At 37.5% G+C, this 18,009-nt stretch carries 14 protein-coding genes and 1 pseudogene; 9 read left to right on the top strand and 6 right to left on the bottom strand.

The features are described 5' to 3' along the window. Positions 1-29: 29 nt before the first annotated feature. A complete protein-coding gene (locus QNH24_RS17010; protein ID WP_054770945.1) occupies positions 30-998 on the bottom strand; it encodes a 4-hydroxy-3-methylbut-2-enyl diphosphate reductase in 969 nt (322 codons plus the stop codon). Positions 999-1,071: 73 nt separating this feature from the next. Continuing rightward, complete coding sequence (gene vrrA / locus QNH24_RS17005; protein WP_283868725.1) at positions 1,072-1,590, bottom strand: VrrA/YqfQ family protein; 519 nt, start codon at positions 1,588-1,590, stop codon at positions 1,072-1,074. Between the two features lie 308 nt (positions 1,591-1,898). Between vrrA and QNH24_RS17000 the strand changes: the two genes are divergently transcribed. After that, a complete protein-coding gene (locus tag QNH24_RS17000; protein WP_283868724.1) occupies positions 1,899-3,587 on the top strand; it encodes a methyl-accepting chemotaxis protein in 1,689 nt (562 codons plus the stop codon). A gap of 111 nt (positions 3,588-3,698) precedes the next feature. On the opposite strand, the gene QNH24_RS16995 is transcribed toward QNH24_RS17000, so the two are convergent. Both QNH24_RS16995 and QNH24_RS16990 read right to left on the bottom strand, forming a co-directional pair. Beyond that, positions 3,699-4,403 (bottom strand): response regulator transcription factor, encoded by a 705-nt coding sequence (locus QNH24_RS16995; RefSeq protein WP_283868723.1) that lies wholly within the window; start codon positions 4,401-4,403, stop codon positions 3,699-3,701. A 6-nt stretch (positions 4,404-4,409) separates the two neighbouring features. Then, entirely contained in the window at positions 4,410-7,103 is a 2,694-nt protein-coding gene (locus QNH24_RS16990) for a sensor histidine kinase (protein ID WP_283868722.1), read from the bottom strand. A gap of 370 nt (positions 7,104-7,473) precedes the next feature. Between QNH24_RS16990 and kdpA the strand changes: the two genes are divergently transcribed. From kdpA to kdpC, 3 genes are read left to right on the top strand one after another with little or no spacing between them, the layout of a single operon-like run. After that, a complete protein-coding gene (kdpA, locus tag QNH24_RS16985; protein ID WP_283868721.1) occupies positions 7,474-9,168 on the top strand; it encodes a potassium-transporting ATPase subunit KdpA in 1,695 nt (564 codons plus the stop codon). Between the two features lie 15 nt (positions 9,169-9,183). Continuing rightward, positions 9,184-11,247, top strand: coding sequence for a potassium-transporting ATPase subunit KdpB (kdpB, locus tag QNH24_RS16980; RefSeq protein ID WP_283868720.1), 2,064 nt, complete (start codon positions 9,184-9,186; stop codon positions 11,245-11,247). An 11-nt stretch (positions 11,248-11,258) separates the two neighbouring features. Beyond that, complete coding sequence (gene kdpC / locus QNH24_RS16975; RefSeq protein ID WP_283868719.1) at positions 11,259-11,903, top strand: potassium-transporting ATPase subunit KdpC; 645 nt, start codon at positions 11,259-11,261, stop codon at positions 11,901-11,903. Between the two features lie 58 nt (positions 11,904-11,961). Here kdpC and QNH24_RS16970 read toward each other — a convergent pair. Further along, positions 11,962-12,853: pseudogene (locus QNH24_RS16970) on the bottom strand (zinc-binding dehydrogenase). A 326-nt stretch (positions 12,854-13,179) separates the two neighbouring features. On the opposite strand from QNH24_RS16970, the gene QNH24_RS16965 reads away from it, so the two are divergent. Beyond that, the gene (locus tag QNH24_RS16965; RefSeq protein WP_283868718.1) at positions 13,180-14,481 is read left to right on the top strand and encodes a DEAD/DEAH box helicase; all 1,302 of its coding nucleotides are present in this window, start codon (positions 13,180-13,182) and stop codon (positions 14,479-14,481) included. A 12-nt stretch (positions 14,482-14,493) separates the two neighbouring features. Beyond that, entirely contained in the window at positions 14,494-15,390 is an 897-nt protein-coding gene (locus QNH24_RS16960; RefSeq protein WP_283868717.1) for a deoxyribonuclease IV, read from the top strand. A gap of 55 nt (positions 15,391-15,445) precedes the next feature. On the opposite strand, the gene QNH24_RS16955 is transcribed toward QNH24_RS16960, so the two are convergent. Further along, positions 15,446-15,682: a Nif11 family protein gene (locus QNH24_RS16955; RefSeq protein ID WP_283868716.1), complete on the bottom strand. Its 237-nt coding sequence runs from the start codon at positions 15,680-15,682 to the stop codon at positions 15,446-15,448. A 250-nt stretch (positions 15,683-15,932) separates the two neighbouring features. On the opposite strand from QNH24_RS16955, the gene QNH24_RS16950 reads away from it, so the two are divergent. From QNH24_RS16950 to QNH24_RS16940, 3 genes are read left to right on the top strand one after another with little or no spacing between them, the layout of a single operon-like run. Further along, complete coding sequence (locus QNH24_RS16950) at positions 15,933-16,679, top strand: metal ABC transporter ATP-binding protein (RefSeq protein ID WP_283868715.1); 747 nt, start codon at positions 15,933-15,935, stop codon at positions 16,677-16,679. Positions 16,680-16,694: 15 nt separating this feature from the next. Continuing rightward, on the top strand, positions 16,695-17,558 hold the full coding sequence (locus QNH24_RS16945; protein ID WP_283868714.1) for a metal ABC transporter permease: 864 nt from the start codon (positions 16,695-16,697) through the stop codon (positions 17,556-17,558). Then, positions 17,555-17,977 (top strand): Fur family transcriptional regulator, encoded by a 423-nt coding sequence (locus QNH24_RS16940; RefSeq protein ID WP_283868713.1) that lies wholly within the window; start codon positions 17,555-17,557, stop codon positions 17,975-17,977. Before QNH24_RS16945 ends, QNH24_RS16940 begins: the two co-directional genes overlap by 4 nt. Positions 17,978-18,009 lie beyond the last annotated feature (32 nt).

The following is an 18,009-nucleotide window of genomic DNA, read 5'->3' as shown; positions in this document are numbered from 1 at the left end:
TGTGTTTAGGCAATCAGGTTTTAAGTATTTTAGTAGGGCATAATTTTTTCTACAGGCTTTGGTGTCTTGATTTTTGGTAAAATTTTATCTAATGTAACTGTACGTTTAATGATGTGTGTAGTGTCATCATGTTCATCGTACTGCTCAAGGAATGAAATGACCTCTTTGACAATCGGTGTAGGCGTCGAAGCACCTGCTGTGACAGCAACGGTATTAATGCCTGATAACCATTCAACTTTTAGCTCAGAAACATCTGCAATTCGATAGGATGGTGTCCCTGCGATTTCAACAGACACCTGCGTTAAACGATTTGAGTTATTGGATTTTGGATCACCAACAACAATAAGTAATTCGGCTTCCCCTGCTTGTTTAGCGACTGCTTCTTGACGTACCTGTGTTGCTAAACAAATTTCTTTATGCACTTCAATATGTGGGAATTTTTCTTTTAAACTATCCATTAAATGAGCAACATCCCATTGACTCATAGTAGTTTGATTGGTTACTAGTAATTTATCATTCGATAAATGCAATGCATCAATATCGTTGGAAGATTGCACTAAATGTACATGCTCCGGTGCAACGCCGATTGCTCCTTCAGGTTCGGGATGTCCTTTTTTACCAATATAAATAATATCGTAGCCTTGTGCTGATTTTTCACGAATTAAATCGTGGGTAACGGTTACGTCAGGACATGTAGCATCAATGGATACTAAACCTTTTTGCTTCGCAATTTCACGAATTTCAGGTGAAACGCCATGCGCTGTGAAAATAACAGTGCCAGTTTCAACCTGTTTTATGATTTCTAAACGATTATCACCATCTAATGTGATGATGCCATCCTCTGCAAAGGCATCTGTGACATGTTTATTATGCACAATCATCCCTAAAATGTAGATAGGTCTTGGTAATGTTTTATCGAGTGCGGCGTTACGCGCGATAACCATCGCATCAACAACACCGTAGCAATAGCCACGTGGATTAATTTTTAATACTTGCATGGTTGTGACTCCTTTCAAGCTTACCTACCTACATTATAACGGACGGGGACGATGAATACAAAGAAACGTTCATCTACATAGGTGGCTGGAAAATACGTGGTTTGGATGGAATTGGATCTGGTGCAGTGAACGATGCATTTGGTCGAGAAGACCTTGCACTTTTTGTAGAACCTGCTCCTTCACTTGCTGTTGCTTTAGAGGCCCCTTCTTTCGCAGACGGAAGACCTTGAAACCCTTTATACAATTTTAATAGGGAAGGAATATTTTTTACCATAGGCATCGCTTGCTGTATATAGGGTGTATAGGTTTTGGCTGAATTAAACAAGCTATTTGCTTGTTCTAAAAATGAGCCGATTTTAGAGGCTCCCTGAACTGGCGGCATCGGCATTTGCCCTCCAAAACTTCCTATTCCACTAGACATTGGAAGGCCACCCGGAATTCGTGGTTGAACTGGGAAGCCTCCAGGAGGAAAAAAGGACTGCGGTGACATTTGTTGTGGTGGCATTGGCATTGGCATTTGCATGGGCATTTGCATGGGCATTCTCATGCCGCCGGGATACATGGGAAACTGATAGGGTGGTCGAAATACCATAATGATCTCCTTTCAATACTTGTTTATCATTGATGACATACCTGATTATAGATATGATATGCAGATGGTTATGCTGGCGTTCGGTAAAGACAAAGAAACATATGATCAGGAATTGGCTTTGTTCGTTTTACCTAGTACGTACCAATAAATAGGAAGATTTCTTAAAACGTCACAGTTTTTACACTTTTTCTGCTGCATGCAGGGTATAATGGATTATTAATACCTGTGTTTTGAATTTATTATGTAAATATTATGAAAAGGTATTTTTGTTAGAATAATATAGAGGAATCTTGTATAGGGGGTATTTTGTGTCAATTAAAGTGAGGAGTATGGTGTCCTTTGGTATTATTGTATTATTAGTGCTAATCATGGGGTTTTTTCAGCAACAAAATGCCAAATCCCAATTAGAGCAAATATACTTAATGAAGGAAAAGACATTGCAATCAGCACTACTAGCAGATGAGATGAAGCTAGCAGTGGTTCAGGTTCAGCAATACTTGACAGATATTAGTGCTACAAGGGCACTAGATAATTTAGATGATGGATTTGAGCAAGCAGAAAAATATAGTAAAATTTTTAATCAAAATTTAGAACAGCTGAAAAGCTTGCATCCTCAAAAACAGGAAAAACTAGATGCAATTAAAATAGCATTTGATCATTATTATAGCACTGGTCAAGAAATGGCTAAGAGCTATATTCAAGGGGGACCTGAGCAGGGCAATAAGATAATGCTAGAATTTGATACGACATCTATTGAAATCAATGAAAAAGTAGAAATGTTCCAACAAGAAAGCATTACACAAATGCAAAAATCTTTAGCCGATGTTGAAAAGCTTATAGATGATAATAAGCAGTGGTTTTTATGGATATTCGGCATTATTGTCCTTATTTGTATCGTAGTCGGCATTATTCTTGTACGTTCCATTGTTGTTCCTGTTCATAAATTAACATCCGCTGCAGAAATAATTGCTAAAGGTGATTTATGTCAAAAGGATATAGAGGTCAGAACAAATGATGAAATTAGGATTTTAGCAGATTCCTTTAATTTAATGAAAACTAATTTACATTCTTTGATACATAGTATGACTGCCAATGTTGAGCATACTACTTCCGCAGCCGAACAATTAGCTGCAAGTACAGATGTCATTTCTCATTCCTCCAATGATGTTGCAAACTTAGTAGAGGGAATGGCAACAACCGATCATCAAGCAGCTGCCACTGGTCGTGAGAGTTCAATTGCAATGGATGAAACAGCCCAAGGGGTGCAACGTATAGCGGAGGCTACGCAAGTGCTTCATTCAAAAGCTATAGAAACACAGACTATTGCGAATGATGGCGAAAAAACATTGCATATCGCAGAAAATCAAATAGCAATCATTCAGGAATCTTCTAATAAGACAAATGAGCGTATTAAGCAGTTAAATAGACAATCAGCGGAAATCGTTCAAATTACGAAAGTCATAACAGATATTACTGAACAAACGAATCTTCTAGCATTAAATGCTGCTATTGAGGCAGCGCGTGCTGGTGAACATGGTAAAGGCTTTGCAATTGTAGCAGATGAGGTACGAAAGTTAGCGGAGGAATCGAAAGCATCTGCCAATCAAATTGTTGATTTGATTGCAAATATTCAGCAGGAAATGAAGGAAGTAGATAAAGCTGTAGGTGTAACGGTATTAAATGTAGATGAGGGTGTCACATTTATTCAAAATGCGCAAAAGTCCTTTGATGAAATTCTACATGCCATTCGTGAGATGACAGGGCAAATTGAAGATGTTTCAGCCTCCACACAGCAAATATCTGCAAGCACTGAAGAAATGGCTGCATCGGTCAATGAAATGTCTAACTCTGCCGTTCAAGCTGCACAGCAATCAGAAATAATTGCCTCAACAATTGAAGAGCAAGCAGCAACGATTGAAGAAATAAATGCCGTTGCAAAATCATTAAGCGAAGAAGCTCTGACAGTGAGGGAAGAAATCAATAAATTTAAAATTTAAATGAGGACTGTAGACTACGATAGTCTGTAATTATTTTTTATACAAGCGAGGAGGTTCCAAAAATTTTGGAACCTCTTTATTATATTTTTTTAAAAATATCTTCAGTATACATTATTCTTCATCATAACAACGTAGCATTCTGTACCCGACACGAACATGGGTCTGTATTAATGTTGGGTTAGTTGGATCGTTCTCTATTTTTTTTCGAAGTGTTGCCATGAAAACCCTAAGGCTAGGGACATCCGATTGGAGAACATTATGCCAAATCTCCTTTAAAATAAAATTATGTGTTAATACTTTGCCAACATGCTTAGATAAAATGACCAACAGCTTATATTCTATAGGTGTTAAATGCACCTCTTTCCCATTGACAAACACTGTATTTGCTAAATAGTTTATTTGTAAATGGCCGTTCTCAAAGATAGAGGGTTCATTTTCGAGCTGATGCTCATACATCATTCTTCGCAGTGCTACTCGTATGCGTGCTAGTAACTCCTCTACACTAAAAGGCTTAGTGACATAATCATCTGCACCAGCATCCAATGCATTTATTTTATCTTGTTCTTCTCCACGCGCACTGACAACAATAATAGGGGTTTGGGTCCAGCTTCTAATCTTTGTAATAAGCTCTACACCATCCATATCCGGTAGTCCTAAATCCAGAATGATTACATCTGGCTTCATAGTAAGAGCCTTTTGTAATGCACCGTTCCCGTTGTATGCGATGTCGAATTCATAGTGTTGTGTAGCTAATGTCATCTTGAGTAAATTGCCAATGGCTAGGTCATCTTCGACTACAAGAATTCGTTTATTCATGGAACATCATGACTCCTTTTTTAGTGAAAAATGAAAGACTGTACCCTGAGGTTGATTATTTGATACATGTATTACGCTGCCATGTAATTTTAAAATGGTTTGACAAAGTGCTAAGCCTAATCCTAGACCTCTTCGACTATCGCTGCGCTGTTTTTTTCCGGTTGTAAATGGATCAAAAAGCGTGTCTTTTATAGCATCATCAATACCTGGCCCGTCATCAGAAATAGTAAAATCTACTAAACCAGAAGATTCTTTTACTTGTAACGTAATCACACTACCGGGAGGTGTGTAGGTCAATGCATTATCAATGATATTAATCAGAACCTGAATGATTAATCGTGCATCCATAAAAGCAAATAAGAATTCTGGTTCAATTTGATAGGATATTTTATGAGTATTATTTAGACGAACGACATGACAAAGTGCCTCTTGTATTATTTCTTCTACAAGTTCCAAATGCATCTCCAAAGCTAATTGTCCATTTTCTAATCTTGAAACAGCGAGTAAGTTTTCAACCATTTGTACAAGCCATTTTGAATTTTTATAAATATCTTCATATAATTTGTTTTTTTCATTATCTGGAATATTACTTGCATTCGTCAATAAAATATCTGCATTTCCAGAGATAGCTGTTAGCGGTGTTCTTAAATCATGTGAGATAGCACGCAAAAGGTTAGCACGCATTTGTTCCATTTCAGCCTCTCTGACTACTTCTTCATTGAGCTTCTGTAAATACCATTTATCAAGCGCAAACGAAAAATCATTGATAATAGCATGCAAAATATTACGCTCAAATGCAGGTAATGGTAATTGCTTTGACAATGCAATTCCAATAACACCCTTTACATACCCATTTGACATAACGGGTAAATAATAGGCACTTACTTCTGGAAATATATCAGTGGAAACACCTGCTACATGCTTATTATTAATAACCCAACTCACCACTCCATGCTCATTAGGATTTCCAAAAAGGGAGGCTGCTTTTTTATTTTCACTATTTGACATGCTCTCCGTATGAAAAAACATTGATTTAACAATGGCGTTATTTTCTATTTCAAAGAATTGTACGGGCTTTTCTACTAGCTTAACAATTTGTACCATACCCTCCGTAATAATATCATCTATCGTTTTAGCATGTTGGAGCCTCCGATTTACATCTAGAAGCACCTCCATTCTATAGGATTTACGCATAGCTATCATCGTTTGCTTTTTTATTTTTTTTGTTAAGCTACTTGTGATGAACCCTGAAAGGAACATGATTATAAAGGTCATTGGATAATCTCGATGATAGGCATCAAATGAGAATCGTGGTTCAGTAAATAAATAATTAAAGAGTAATACAGCTGTGATAGAGCTAATAATGCTCATTATCCAACCCGATGACCAGATAGCAAGTATTAAAACACCTAGAATATAAATCGTAATGACATTTGATTCACTAATACCAAGTGAATATAAATACAAGCCGATAAAGGATATAAAGGCAAATATGAAAATCATTTTCAGCAAGTCAAGCCAGTCAAATGACCACTGTGTATTTATTTTTGGCAGATAGAATTGTTCATTTTCCTGATCTGGTACTATATGAATAGCTAAATTTGGTACAAATTCAGTCAGTTGATCGCTAATTTTTGAGCTTGGTTGCCACCATCTTTTTCTCATGCTTGTTCTACCGATGACCAATTTTGTTACACCGCTAATTTGAGCATAATTAGCAAGAGCTGCTGCTATATCATCCTCTTGAACAATGACCACATGACCACCAAGCTGTTCAACAAGCTTTATATGTTGCTGTAATCGCTCTGAGTTTGCGGTTGTCCTATCGCTTTCCTGAACCTTTTGTACATACAGGGCAGTGAATTTGCCATGCAATGCTTGCGAAAGTCTTGCGGCATTTCGAATAACCTTAGCATTTGTAGGGGAGCTACTAATACCAACAAGGATATGCTCATCAATCTGTACAGAATGTTTCATCGATTCGTTGCTGTTAATTTGTTTATAGGTAATCGTATCAGCAGCTCTACGTAGTGCAATTTCTCGAAGAGCAATTAAATTTTGCTTAGAAAAGAAAGATTGTAGAGCTTTCTCAGCTTGTTGCTTGCTATAAATTTTGCCATCCTGTAGACGCTGAATTAACTCATCGGGTTCAATATCCACAATTTTTATTTGTGCGGCCTGATCAATTAAGTAATCTGGTACACGTTCCCGTACCTTGATTCCAGTTATTTCTTCTACCAAATCATGAAGACTTTCAATATGTTGAATATTTATAGTTGTATAGACATGAATTCCCTTTGCAAGTAATTCCTCTATATCTCCAAAGCGCTTCTTGTGTCGCATTATTGGTACATTACTATGTGCTAATTCATCAATAAGAACAATTTCTGGTTTACGACTTAATACTGCATCAATATCTAATTCCTGAAAGTCTTTCTTTTTATACCTTATTTTTTTTGTAGGAATTTGCTCAAGCCCTTCGAGTAAGGCTAATGTTTCTGGACGAGGATGAGGCTCTACATAGCCAACCACCACATCTTTACCAAGTGTTTGGGCCTGTTGTGCTGCATCTAGCATTGCATAGGTTTTCCCTACGCCAGCAGCATAGCCAAGAAAAATTTTGAGCTTTCCACTAACGTGTTCCTCCTGTTTAAGCCTCGCTAAAAATGTCTCTGGAGCTGGTCGTTCTTGTTCCATCATCCTTCACCTCATTTGTATTATAGCGCTATCTTCCATTAAGAAAGTATTAAGATTTACGCCCTTTATAGTTTCTTAATAGAAAAAACGATTTTCTAACACTACATTAATCTGAAAGTAAATATGATGAGAGCATCCTAATAAGGGAAGGGGGTTTTGGTTGTTGGACTTATTTATGATTGGTTTAGTAATAATCAGCTTTGTAGGTCTTTCTGGGTTAACCGCTTGGTGCTTTAAGCTAGTGGAAGAAAAGTAAGGAGAGTGAATTGGATGTGGATTTTTATGGGAATTGTACTTGTATTCCTTTTTTGTTATCTAGGGCATGCATTACTATATCCTGAAAATTATTAATAGGCTTTTAGGAGGTAGCACTATGTGGCAAATAGCCATTATTTTAATTATGTATGTACCACTCGTTATCGTTACAGGTCATTATTTATTTCGGGTGGCAATGCAACAAGTAACATGGATTGATCCAATCATGGATAGATTGGATGGGTTTATTTTTAAACTTTGTGGTATTAAAAGAGTGGATATGACAGGAAAACAATATGTGCTCTCTTTAATCCTATCAAATGCCTGTATGGTGTTTATTGGCTATATTCTATTACGAATTCAAGCAATCTTGTTTTTAAATCCAAATAAGATTGACAATATGGAAGCATCACTATCTTTTAATACTATTATTTCATTTATGACGAATACAAATCTTCAGCATTATAGTGGTGAATCAGGGCTTAGTTATTTATCACAAATGCTTGTCATTATTTTTATGATGTTTACCTCTGCAGCTACTGGTTATGCAGCGTGTATGGCATTCTGTCGTCGTATTGTGGCGAAAACGGATACAATTGGTAACTTCTTTGTAGATTTTGTTCGTATCATTACAAGGATATTAATACCACTTTCTATAGTAGTTTCCGTTATTTTGGTATCACAGGGTACACCACAAACCTTCAAAGCCAATCAAACTGTACAAACAATAGAAGGGAAATTACAAGATATTGCACTAGGACCTGTAGCTTCACTTGAGTCTATTAAGCATATAGGAACAAACGGTGGTGGTTTTTATGGAGCAAATTCTACTACTCCATTTGAAAATCCAACGGTCATTTCAAATATGATTGAAATGCTGTCAATGATGCTACTGCCTGGAGCCTGTGTAGTAGCATTTAGCTTAATGATAGCTTCTAGAAAAGAGAAGCCCATAGTTGGCAAGCAGGGATTAGCTATTTTTGTAGCAATGACTATGTTGTTCCTTGCTGGATTAGTGATTGTCTATATATCGGAGCGAGCAGGTAATCCCATTATAAATGAACTGGGAATTACCCAGCAACTTGGTAGTATGGAGGGGAAGGAGATGCGCTTTGGTGTGGCGCAGTCTGCGTTATTTACGACAGTGACCACAGCTTTTACAACTGGATCTGTCAATAATATGCATGATACGTTAACTCCACTAGGTGGGCTTGTACCGATGTTTAATATGATGCTAAATGTTGTCTTTGGTGGTAAGGGTGTTGGTCTTATGAACATGATGATGTATGTGTTGCTAACAATCTTCATTGCTTGTTTGATGATTGGTCGAACGCCTCAATTTTTAGGCAAGAAAATTGAAGAGAAGGAGATGAAGCTTATTGCTCTTTGTATTCTAATACATCCTGCCATTATCCTGCTATTTTCAGCTCTTGCTGTTGCTTTACCACAGGGCGTAGCAGGGATAACGAATCCAGGTGCACATGGATTATCACAGGTACTCTATGAATTTGCTTCCGCTTCAGCAAACAATGGCTCGGGCTTTGAAGGACTTTCCGACAACTCTGTATTTTGGAATGTTACAACAGGTCTGGCTATGTTCTTTGGTCGTTATGTAACGATCATTATTCAACTAGCAATTGCATCCTTACTGGCTAAAAAAATGTGGCATCATGATTCTATAGGAACGTTGAAAACGGACAATACCATGTTTACAATTCTACTTGTTGCAATCGTATTAATGATTGGTGCTCTGACATTTTTGCCTGCGATTGCCCTCGGACCAATCACTGAGCACCTACAACTTTATGCTTAATGAGGAGAGACATGTATGGAAACTGAAAGAAAAAGCTTTATCACTGGAAATATGCTAAAAAGCGCTTTGATAGATGCGTTAAAAAAATTTCATCCGATATATATGCTGAAAAATCCTGTAATGTTTGTAGTAGAGGTGGGATTTTTGTTTGTTCTGCTTTTAGCTCTATTTCCATCTATTTTTGGCGGTGAAATAGCAGAACATGAAAGATTGTATAATGCAATTGTGGCAACCATTCTTTTTATTACTATTTTATTTGCGAATTTTGCAGAGTCGATTGCAGAGGGAAGAGGAAAAGCACAGGTTGAAACCTTAAAAAAGACAAAAACCGTTACACAGGCCCGTGTTTTGCTAAATGATGGTTCTGAAATAATGAAACAGGCACATGAATTAAAAAAGGGCGATATTGTGTTAGTTCAAGCAGGAGAGGTTATACCAAACGATGGAGAGGTCATCGATGGAATAGCTACTGTAGATGAATCGGCGATAACAGGTGAATCTGCACCAGTAGTCAAAGAGCGTGGGGGTGATTTTTCTTCAGTGACAGGTGGTACGACTGTTACAAGCGATTGGCTAATGATTGAAATTACTTCAATGCCTGGTGAATCATTTTTAGATAAAATGATAACGCTTATTGAAGGTGCTAGTCGCAAAAAAACGCCGAATGAGGTGGCTCTCAATACGCTTTTAGTAAGCTTAACGATTATTTTTTTACTAGTGGTTGTCTCACTTTATCCTATGACAACTTATCTAAACGTGCCTATTTCGATCGCAACATTAATTGCTCTGACAGTCTGCTTAATTCCCACAACAATTGGTGGATTATTATCAGCTATCGGTATTGCGGGAATGGATAGGGTGACACAGTTCAATGTTATTGCCATGTCTGGAAGGGCTGTAGAGGCATGTGGGGATGTGGATACATTAATTTTAGATAAAACAGGCACAATCACTTACGGGAATCGCATGGCTTCTGAATTTCTACCTGTAAAAGGTGTGAAAAATAAAGATTTAGTGCAAGCATCTTATTTTAGTTCATTAACAGATGACACACCTGAAGGGAAATCTATTCTATCATTAGCATGCGAATTAGGTATGAATACTGATAATGAAGAACAAATCATAAAAAATAGTAAACATATCCCATTTACAGCACAGACAAGAATGAGTGGATTAGATATGCAGGATGGGACAAAAATTCGAAAAGGTGCTTATGATACGATTAAACAAGAGTGTATCAATGCAGGGCATAACGTTCCAGTGAATTTAGATCAGCTTATTCATCGAGTATCCTCTGTTGGTGGGACACCACTAGTAGTAGCAGTAAACCAGAAAATTATAGGTGTTATTTATTTAAAGGATGTGGTGAAGGCTGGATTAAAGGAACGCTTTGAACAGCTACGAGCAATGGGAATTAAAACAATTATGTGTACAGGAGATAACCCCCTGACCGCAGCAGCTATTGCAAAGGAAGCGGGTGTGGATAGCTTTATTGCAGAAAGTAAACCTGAGGACAAGATTCAAGTCATAAAAGATGAACAGGCACAAGGAAAAGTAGTAGCGATGACTGGTGATGGGACGAATGATGCACCAGCATTGGCACAAGCAAATGTAGGACTCGCTATGAATTCAGGAACGAATGCAGCAAAAGAAGCTGCTAACATGGTGGATTTAGATTCAAATCCTACTAAAATTATTGAAGTAGTTGAAATTGGGAAGCAGTTACTCATGACTCGTGGTGCCCTCACAACATTTAGTATTGCGAATGATATGGCAAAATATTTCGCCATCATTCCAGCAATGCTAATGGTTGCTGTTCCAGAGATGAATGTATTAAACGTAATGCAATTGAATTCTCCCTCAAGTGCTATTATTTCTGCATTACTATTCAATGCGATTATTATACCTTTGCTCATACCTGTCGCCATGAAAGGGGTCAAATACAAGCCTATGAGTGCTTCGAAGTTACTAAATAAAAACTTATTCGTATATGGAGTAGGAGGTGTCGTAGCTCCTTTTATCGGCATAAAGTTGATCGATGTTATGATAGCACCCCTGTTTCAGATATTTGGACTATAGGAGGAAGAGAGATGCGTAAATTTTTTGAGTATACAAAGCAAGCAATACTGATTACATTCACAATGTTTCTTCTTTGTGGCTTTATTTATCCATTAGCAGTAACTGCATTAGCACAAGGAGTGTTTCCACACAAGGCAAACGGTAGCTTAATAGAAGTTGATGGGCAAGCTAGAGGTTCAGAATTAATCGGTCAGGCATTTTTGAAGCCCGCCTATTTCTGGGGACGAGTGTCATCTGTAAATTATAATGTGTACACAATGAAGGATACAATTCCTGATGAAAATGATCAGTTGAACTATAGTGGTGTTAGCTCAGGTTCCTTTAATTATGCACCAACGAATCCTGAATTAAAGAAACGAATAGAAGCAGATATCGAGAAATTTTTGCTAGCCAATCCTGCTGTTGAACGACAGGATATTCCTGCAGATTTAATGACGGCCTCTGGTTCAGGGCTAGATCCCCATATCAGTGTAAAGGCTGCAGAAATACAAATCCAACGTATTGTTCAAGCAAGTGGACTTTCAGAACGGGAGATTAGAAAAATTATGGATACTTATACAGAAAAACAAACACTGGGGATTTTTGGGGAAAATAAGATCAATGTTCTTATGGCTAATCTAGCAATCATGAAGAGAGTAGAGGAAATAAATGGGTAAAGCATTAGAAACAGGTAGAGAAGCGCTTGGGTCTTCTCTACCTGATATATAGTTAAGCTTAAGAATTTACTAGAATTTTAATAAGGTTTTTCTCTTTTATTAAAGCTTCGATAATGAAATACGTTGTGTTACGAGCTTCTCAGGGAAGTAACCTTGTGTCAATAATTCCCTAACTGCTGGGAAAATATCACGGTATGCAAAAAATCCTTTTACAGTACACTCTGAAAAAACAATATTGTTTGGTAGAATTGAAGCTGCTGTCTCCCAAATCGAAACAATTGATTCACCTTTAAATAATGTTGAATCAATGGCTTGCTGTATCACTACTACAGGAACACCAGTAACTTCAAATGCAACATCAACGCCACCATTTGTTAATTCATGTAGTCGAGCATCTGCATCCTCATCCTTTGGATTATTAACAACTGTTGCTTCTAATTCTAACACCTTTGTGGCATTGTTCTGCTGAAAGCGCTCTACTGCATAAATTTCAGATGCTCCAGCTGCACGTAATGTTTCAATTACTAATAGTCCCATTGGTACTGTGCCAAAGACAGCTGCTTTATCCCCAGCCTTTAGCTTACATTGCCGTACTGCATGTAAGGCTACCGCTCCAGGCTCCACAAGTGCACCTTTTCATAGAAAAGGCCCTCTGGCATTTTGTGTACCATTTTTTCGTCTACCATTGTATATTCAGAGAAGCCGCCGCCACCGCCAGATAAACCGTGGAAGCCTAAATTTACAAATCTTGTATTTACCCTTTTTACAAGCTGCACATTCGCAACATGCAAGATTAGGCTCTACAACAACAGGATCTCCCACCGATACTTTTGTAACAACTTCACCTTAGAACTCATGTCCCATTACATTGGTGTAATATCTTTACTTACAAAATGAGGTTGTTCCACTAGGATGAATATTGGATTAGCTGCAATGTTTTCTATAAGGATGTCTTTTGCTTTTTACCATCTTGCTGCTTTCATGATAAAATCATCTTCCTCTAGTGTCTTACTTCCTCATCATAAAAATGTGGTAATTATTCAAATGATAAGTTTGCAATAAATTGACATAAAAAATACGAATACTTTGCTTTTTTCAATTATAAAGTAGCACTTTTTTGATTGCATCTTAAGAGTATTTACAGTACCTTTGATAAGGGTTTTGTTGTAAGGATAATAAAACTAATAAATAATGTTCATGCTGAAGTTATTAGGCGGTTAATATACCTAGAAGTTGAATCATGATACAATGGAAAAGATGTTAGGAGGAACGAAGGATGTCAAAATATACTGATTATAATTTTCAGCCATTTTTGCAGGACGCAATAGCAAAACTGGGCTTTACAGAACCGACGCCAATTCAAAAGGAAATAATTCCGCTACTATTAAAAGGGAAAAGTGCTATTGGACAGGCACATACAGGAACAGGAAAAACACATAGCTTTTTAATTCCAATTGTGCAACGTATTAATCCGGATAAACAAGAAGTACAAGCTGTGATTACTTCACCTACGCGTGAGCTTGCGCAGCAAATCTTTGATGCGTTAAACCAATTAATAGAAGGAACAGCAATTCAAGCAAAACTATTTATTGGGGGTACGGACAAACAACGCTCTATTGATAAATTAAAAACGCAGCCACAAATTGTTGTTGGGACGCCTGGACGTATTCGTGACCTCGTTTCTGCGCAAGCGTTATTTGTGCATACGGCACCAATTTTAGTTGTCGATGAGGCTGATTTAGCCTTCGATATGGGCTTTATCGAGGAGATTGATGGCTTTGCTTCTCAAATGCCAGAAAATCTTGAAATGTTTGTATTCTCAGCAACTATTCCAGAAAAACTTCAGCCTTTCTTAAAGAAATATATGGAGACACCTGTCCACATCCATATGAACGATAAGCGACCAGTGGCAGAGGGCATTGATTTTGTGCTTGTACCAGTTCGCTCGAAATCACGGAATAAGCGTTTATTAGATGTGATAGAAGGAATTAATCCATTTTTAGCTGTGATTTTTACAAATACGCGTAAAACGGCAGAGCAAGTTGCAGGTTATTTAAATGAAAATGGTATTCGCTGTGGTCAAATACATGGTGATTTAAGTCCCCGTGATCGTAAGAAGATGATGAAACAAATTCGTGATTTGGATTATCAATATATTGTTGCTACTGATTTGGCAGCTCGTGGTATTGATATTCAAGGGATTTCACATGTCATTAATTATGAAATTCCAGAAGACCTAGAATTCTTTATTCATCGTGTAGGACGTACTGCACGTGCAGGAAATAAAGGAACAGCCATCACCTTGTTTGAGCCTTCAGATGAGGATGCATTAATTCGTGTAGAGAAGATGGGCATCCCATTTGTACAAAAAGACGTAAAAGATGGAGAATGGTCTGAATTAAAGGATCGCCATGCTCGAAAAAATCGAGTAAAGCATGAAAATGAAATCGATGCAAAGGCAAAATCATTAGTTCGTAAGCCGAAAAAAGTAAAACCAGGCTACAAGCGTAATATGAAATGGGAAATGGAAAAAATAAAAAAACGTGAACGTCGCTTAAAAGCTCGTGGAAAAAAATAAGGAGGCATTCTCATGCTACTTGGATCACATGTTTCGATGAGTGGGAAGGAAATGCTACTAGGATCAAGTAAAGAGGCCCTTTCATATGGGGCAAATACCTTTATGATCTATACGGGAGCACCTCAGAACACGCGTCGTAAAGCTATTGCAGACCTTAATATTATGAATGGTCTATTACACATGAAGGAGCATGGCATAACAAACATCGTTGTCCATGCACCTTATATCATTAATATTGCAAATACAGAAAAACCTGAAACATTTCAACTTGGCGTAGATTTCTTACAATCTGAAATTGAACGTACAGCTGCATTGGAAGCCAACCAAATTGTTTTACATCCAGGTGCCCATGTTGGTGCTGGTGCTGACGCAGGTATAGCCAAAATTATTGAAGGCTTAAATGAAGTGCTATCACAGGATTATCCTGTCCAAATTGCATTAGAAACGATGGCGGGTAAAGGAACAGAATGTGGTCGTTCTTTTGAAGAGCTTGCCAAAATTATCGATGGTGTGACGAATAATGAACGCCTTTCTATCTGTTTTGATACATGTCATACACATGATGCTGGCTACAATATTGTAGAGGACTTTGATGGTGTATTGAATGAATTTGATAAAATTATCGGTGTGGATCGGATTAAAGTTCTTCATATCAATGACTCTAAAAATGTTCGAGGTGCAGGAAAAGACCGCCACGAAAATATTGGCTTTGGTCATATTGGCTTTGAAGCATTAAACTATGTAGTGCACCACCCGCAATTAAAGGAGATTCCTAAAATCCTAGAAACTCCATATGTTGCGTTAAATAGTGATGCTAAATCCAAATCGTCACCTTATAAGTTTGAACTAGAGATGTTACGAAGTGGTGAATTTAAACCTGAGTTAATCACTGCGCTAAAAGAAGGATAACAACACAAAATGCCCGAAATCAGTGAAATGAACACTGTTTTTCGGGCATTTTCAATTATTTCGTAAAAAGTGCAATAAGCTGACGAGAACGCTTTCTACCTAAAACAGCCTCAACCTCAACAAGTATATCTTTAGGTATGCCTAAAAAAAGCCAAGAAAATGAGAATTGCTCCAAATGGGGCCGAAGTTTTTTTACTTCAGACGTTGTAATGTCAAATCCTTCAGCACGAGCAATGGCAACAATTTCCTTATCACTACTTTGTGCTAATTGCTGTAAAAATTGAATACTCAAAGCGAATCCTCCTTCAAAATATAATTTTATGAAAATCTTTATCTTCATTCAGCAGAAGATGATGATATGAGCACAAGACAAATAGGACAATCGTTCACAGAGTACAGGAAGCCGCTTGTTTGAACTATAACAACATTTCCACCAGATCATAAAGCATAGGAATCTTTTTTTCTTTACAAAAACCGGGCTTTCATTTATACTTACAACTTGTAAATCGTAATGATTTTGAATTAGAAAGAAGCGATCATGAATGAAAAAATCATTAATTAGTATTGAAAACGTGTCATTTCAATATGACTATACACAAGTCCTAAAAAATATCTCTTTTCGTGTAGAGGAGGGTGATTTTTTAGCACTACTCGGTCCAAATGGCTCTGGGAAATCTACATTATTAAAAATTATTTTAGGACTATTAAGACCTATGTCTGGAGAAATAAAGTTATTTGGTGAACGAAGCACTACTTTTAAGCACCGTGAATGGATAGGGTATGTTTCACAAAAATCTAATGCCTTTAACTCAGGTTTTCCGGCAACCGTCCAAGAGGTAGTAAAAAGTGGATTAACGAAACAATTAGGGCTATTTAAAAGACCAGGACGTAATGCAAAAGAAAAAGTTTTGAATGCCTTAAAAGCTGTTGGAATGGATGCTTTTATGCATCGTAATATTGGCGATTTATCCGGTGGGCAGCAGCAGCGGGTCTTTATTGCACGGGCCTTAGTGAGTGAACCAAGGCTACTAATATTAGATGAACCAACTGTCGGCATTGATCATGAGAATGTGCAATCATTTTATGATATGCTGGCGAAATTAAATCGGGAACAGGGAATTACAATGATTCTTGTCACACATGATGTTGATACGGTGTCAAACCGCATCAGCCATGTGGCATGTTTAAATCAAACGATTCACTTCCATGGTTATAAAAATGAGTTTGATAGCATTTCTCAGGATGCACTTGATGCTTGGTATGGTCATTCTGTAAGAAAGATTCATTAAGAAGGGGAAGGCACTATGATTGAAGCGATTTTACATTATGAATTTTTACAAAATGCCTTTTTCTCTGGGCTACTAATAGGTATATTGGCGCCGTTACTTGGTGTCTTTATTGTTGTACGTCGATTGTCTCTAATTGCAGATGCCTTATCACATGTGACACTCGCTGGTATAGCAGGAAGCCTATACATTAGTCAATCAGTGACAGCGCTAGCGATGCTTAATCCAATTTATTTAGGGATACTGGCCTCTGTGAGTGGCTCCATATTAATAGAACGACTAAGACGGCTATATAAGCACTACGAAGAGCTTGCGATTCCTATTATCATGTCTGGTGGTATTGGTATTAGTGCTATCTTTATTTCACTTGCAAGTGGCTTTAGTACAGATTTAATGAGCTATTTATTTGGCTCTGTATCGGCTGTGTCACGTCAGGATCTATGGGTAGTTGTGGGCATTGCTGCGATTGTTATCATTTTTTTATTTTTATTTTTTAAAGAGCTTTTTGTCCTATCTTTTGATGAGGAATATGCGAAAGCGAGCGGTTTACCTGCACGTTGGATTCATCTGCTGTTTATGATTGTGACAGCACTTGTGATTGCCGCAAGTATGCGCATCGTTGGAATATTACTTGTGTCATCGCTTATGACACTTCCTGTGGCTGCTGCCATGCGACTGGCTAAGGGCTTTAAACAAACAATTATTTATGCCATAGTATTTGGGGAAGCAGCTGTACTAATAGGGCTAGTAAGTGCTTTTTATTTGGATTTAGCGCCAGGTGGTACGATTGTGGTCACTTCCATTCTTATTTTGTTACTTGTTATACTAGGGAAGAAAATAGCATTTAAAGTGGCTGCAAAACAAGGGGAGGTAGCGTCTTGAATAGTACAAGAGCGTGGGAAATTTTAAAAGAGAACGGCTATAAAAAAACGGATAAGCGGGAGTTAATATTAGATATGTTTGCAGCAACTGATAAATATCTAACAGCTCGTGATTTACTGGATGTTTTAAAAAAAGATTTTCCAGGTATGAGTTTCGATACCATTTATCGCAACCTTGCTACATTTGTGAAACTTGGCATACTGGAGGAAACAGAATTATCTGGAGAGCGTAATTTCCGTATGCATTGTGAGTCAGAGCATCATCACCATCATTTTATCTGTATGGATTGTGGAAATGTCAAAGAGTTAAATTTATGTCCTATGGAAATGCTTGGAGAAAAGCTGCCAGACTATGAAATAGAAAATCATAAATTCGAGATTTATGGTAAATGTCCAGATTGTAAACATGAAACAGTTTAAGATATAGAAAAGAGGATATTGCGAAAGTACAT

The sequence above is a fragment of the Lysinibacillus pakistanensis genome, assembly GCF_030123245.1.
Classification (GTDB): domain Bacteria; phylum Bacillota; class Bacilli; order Bacillales_A; family Planococcaceae; genus Lysinibacillus; species Lysinibacillus pakistanensis.
This window is presented reverse-complemented; position numbering and strand designations above follow the sequence as displayed.

Coding starts and splice junctions, on each gene's coding strand:
- QNH24_RS17010 (WP_054770945.1), bottom strand. CDS start 998: ATGCAAGTATTAAAAATTAATCCACGTGGCTATTGCTACGGTGTTGTT.
- vrrA (WP_283868725.1), bottom strand. CDS start 1,590: ATGGTATTTCGACCACCCTATCAGTTTCCCATGTATCCCGGCGGCATG.
- QNH24_RS16995 (WP_283868723.1), bottom strand. CDS start 4,403: ATGAATAAACGAATTCTTGTAGTCGAAGATGACCTAGCCATTGGCAAT.
- QNH24_RS16990 (WP_283868722.1), bottom strand. CDS start 7,103: ATGATGGAACAAGAACGACCAGCTCCAGAGACATTTTTAGCGAGGCTT.
- kdpA (WP_283868721.1), top strand. CDS start 7,474: ATGTGGCAAATAGCCATTATTTTAATTATGTATGTACCACTCGTTATC.
- kdpB (WP_283868720.1), top strand. CDS start 9,184: ATGGAAACTGAAAGAAAAAGCTTTATCACTGGAAATATGCTAAAAAGC.
- kdpC (WP_283868719.1), top strand. CDS start 11,259: ATGCGTAAATTTTTTGAGTATACAAAGCAAGCAATACTGATTACATTC.
- QNH24_RS16965 (WP_283868718.1), top strand. CDS start 13,180: ATGTCAAAATATACTGATTATAATTTTCAGCCATTTTTGCAGGACGCA.
- QNH24_RS16960 (WP_283868717.1), top strand. CDS start 14,494: ATGCTACTTGGATCACATGTTTCGATGAGTGGGAAGGAAATGCTACTA.
- QNH24_RS16950 (WP_283868715.1), top strand. CDS start 15,933: ATGAAAAAATCATTAATTAGTATTGAAAACGTGTCATTTCAATATGAC.
- QNH24_RS16945 (WP_283868714.1), top strand. CDS start 16,695: ATGATTGAAGCGATTTTACATTATGAATTTTTACAAAATGCCTTTTTC.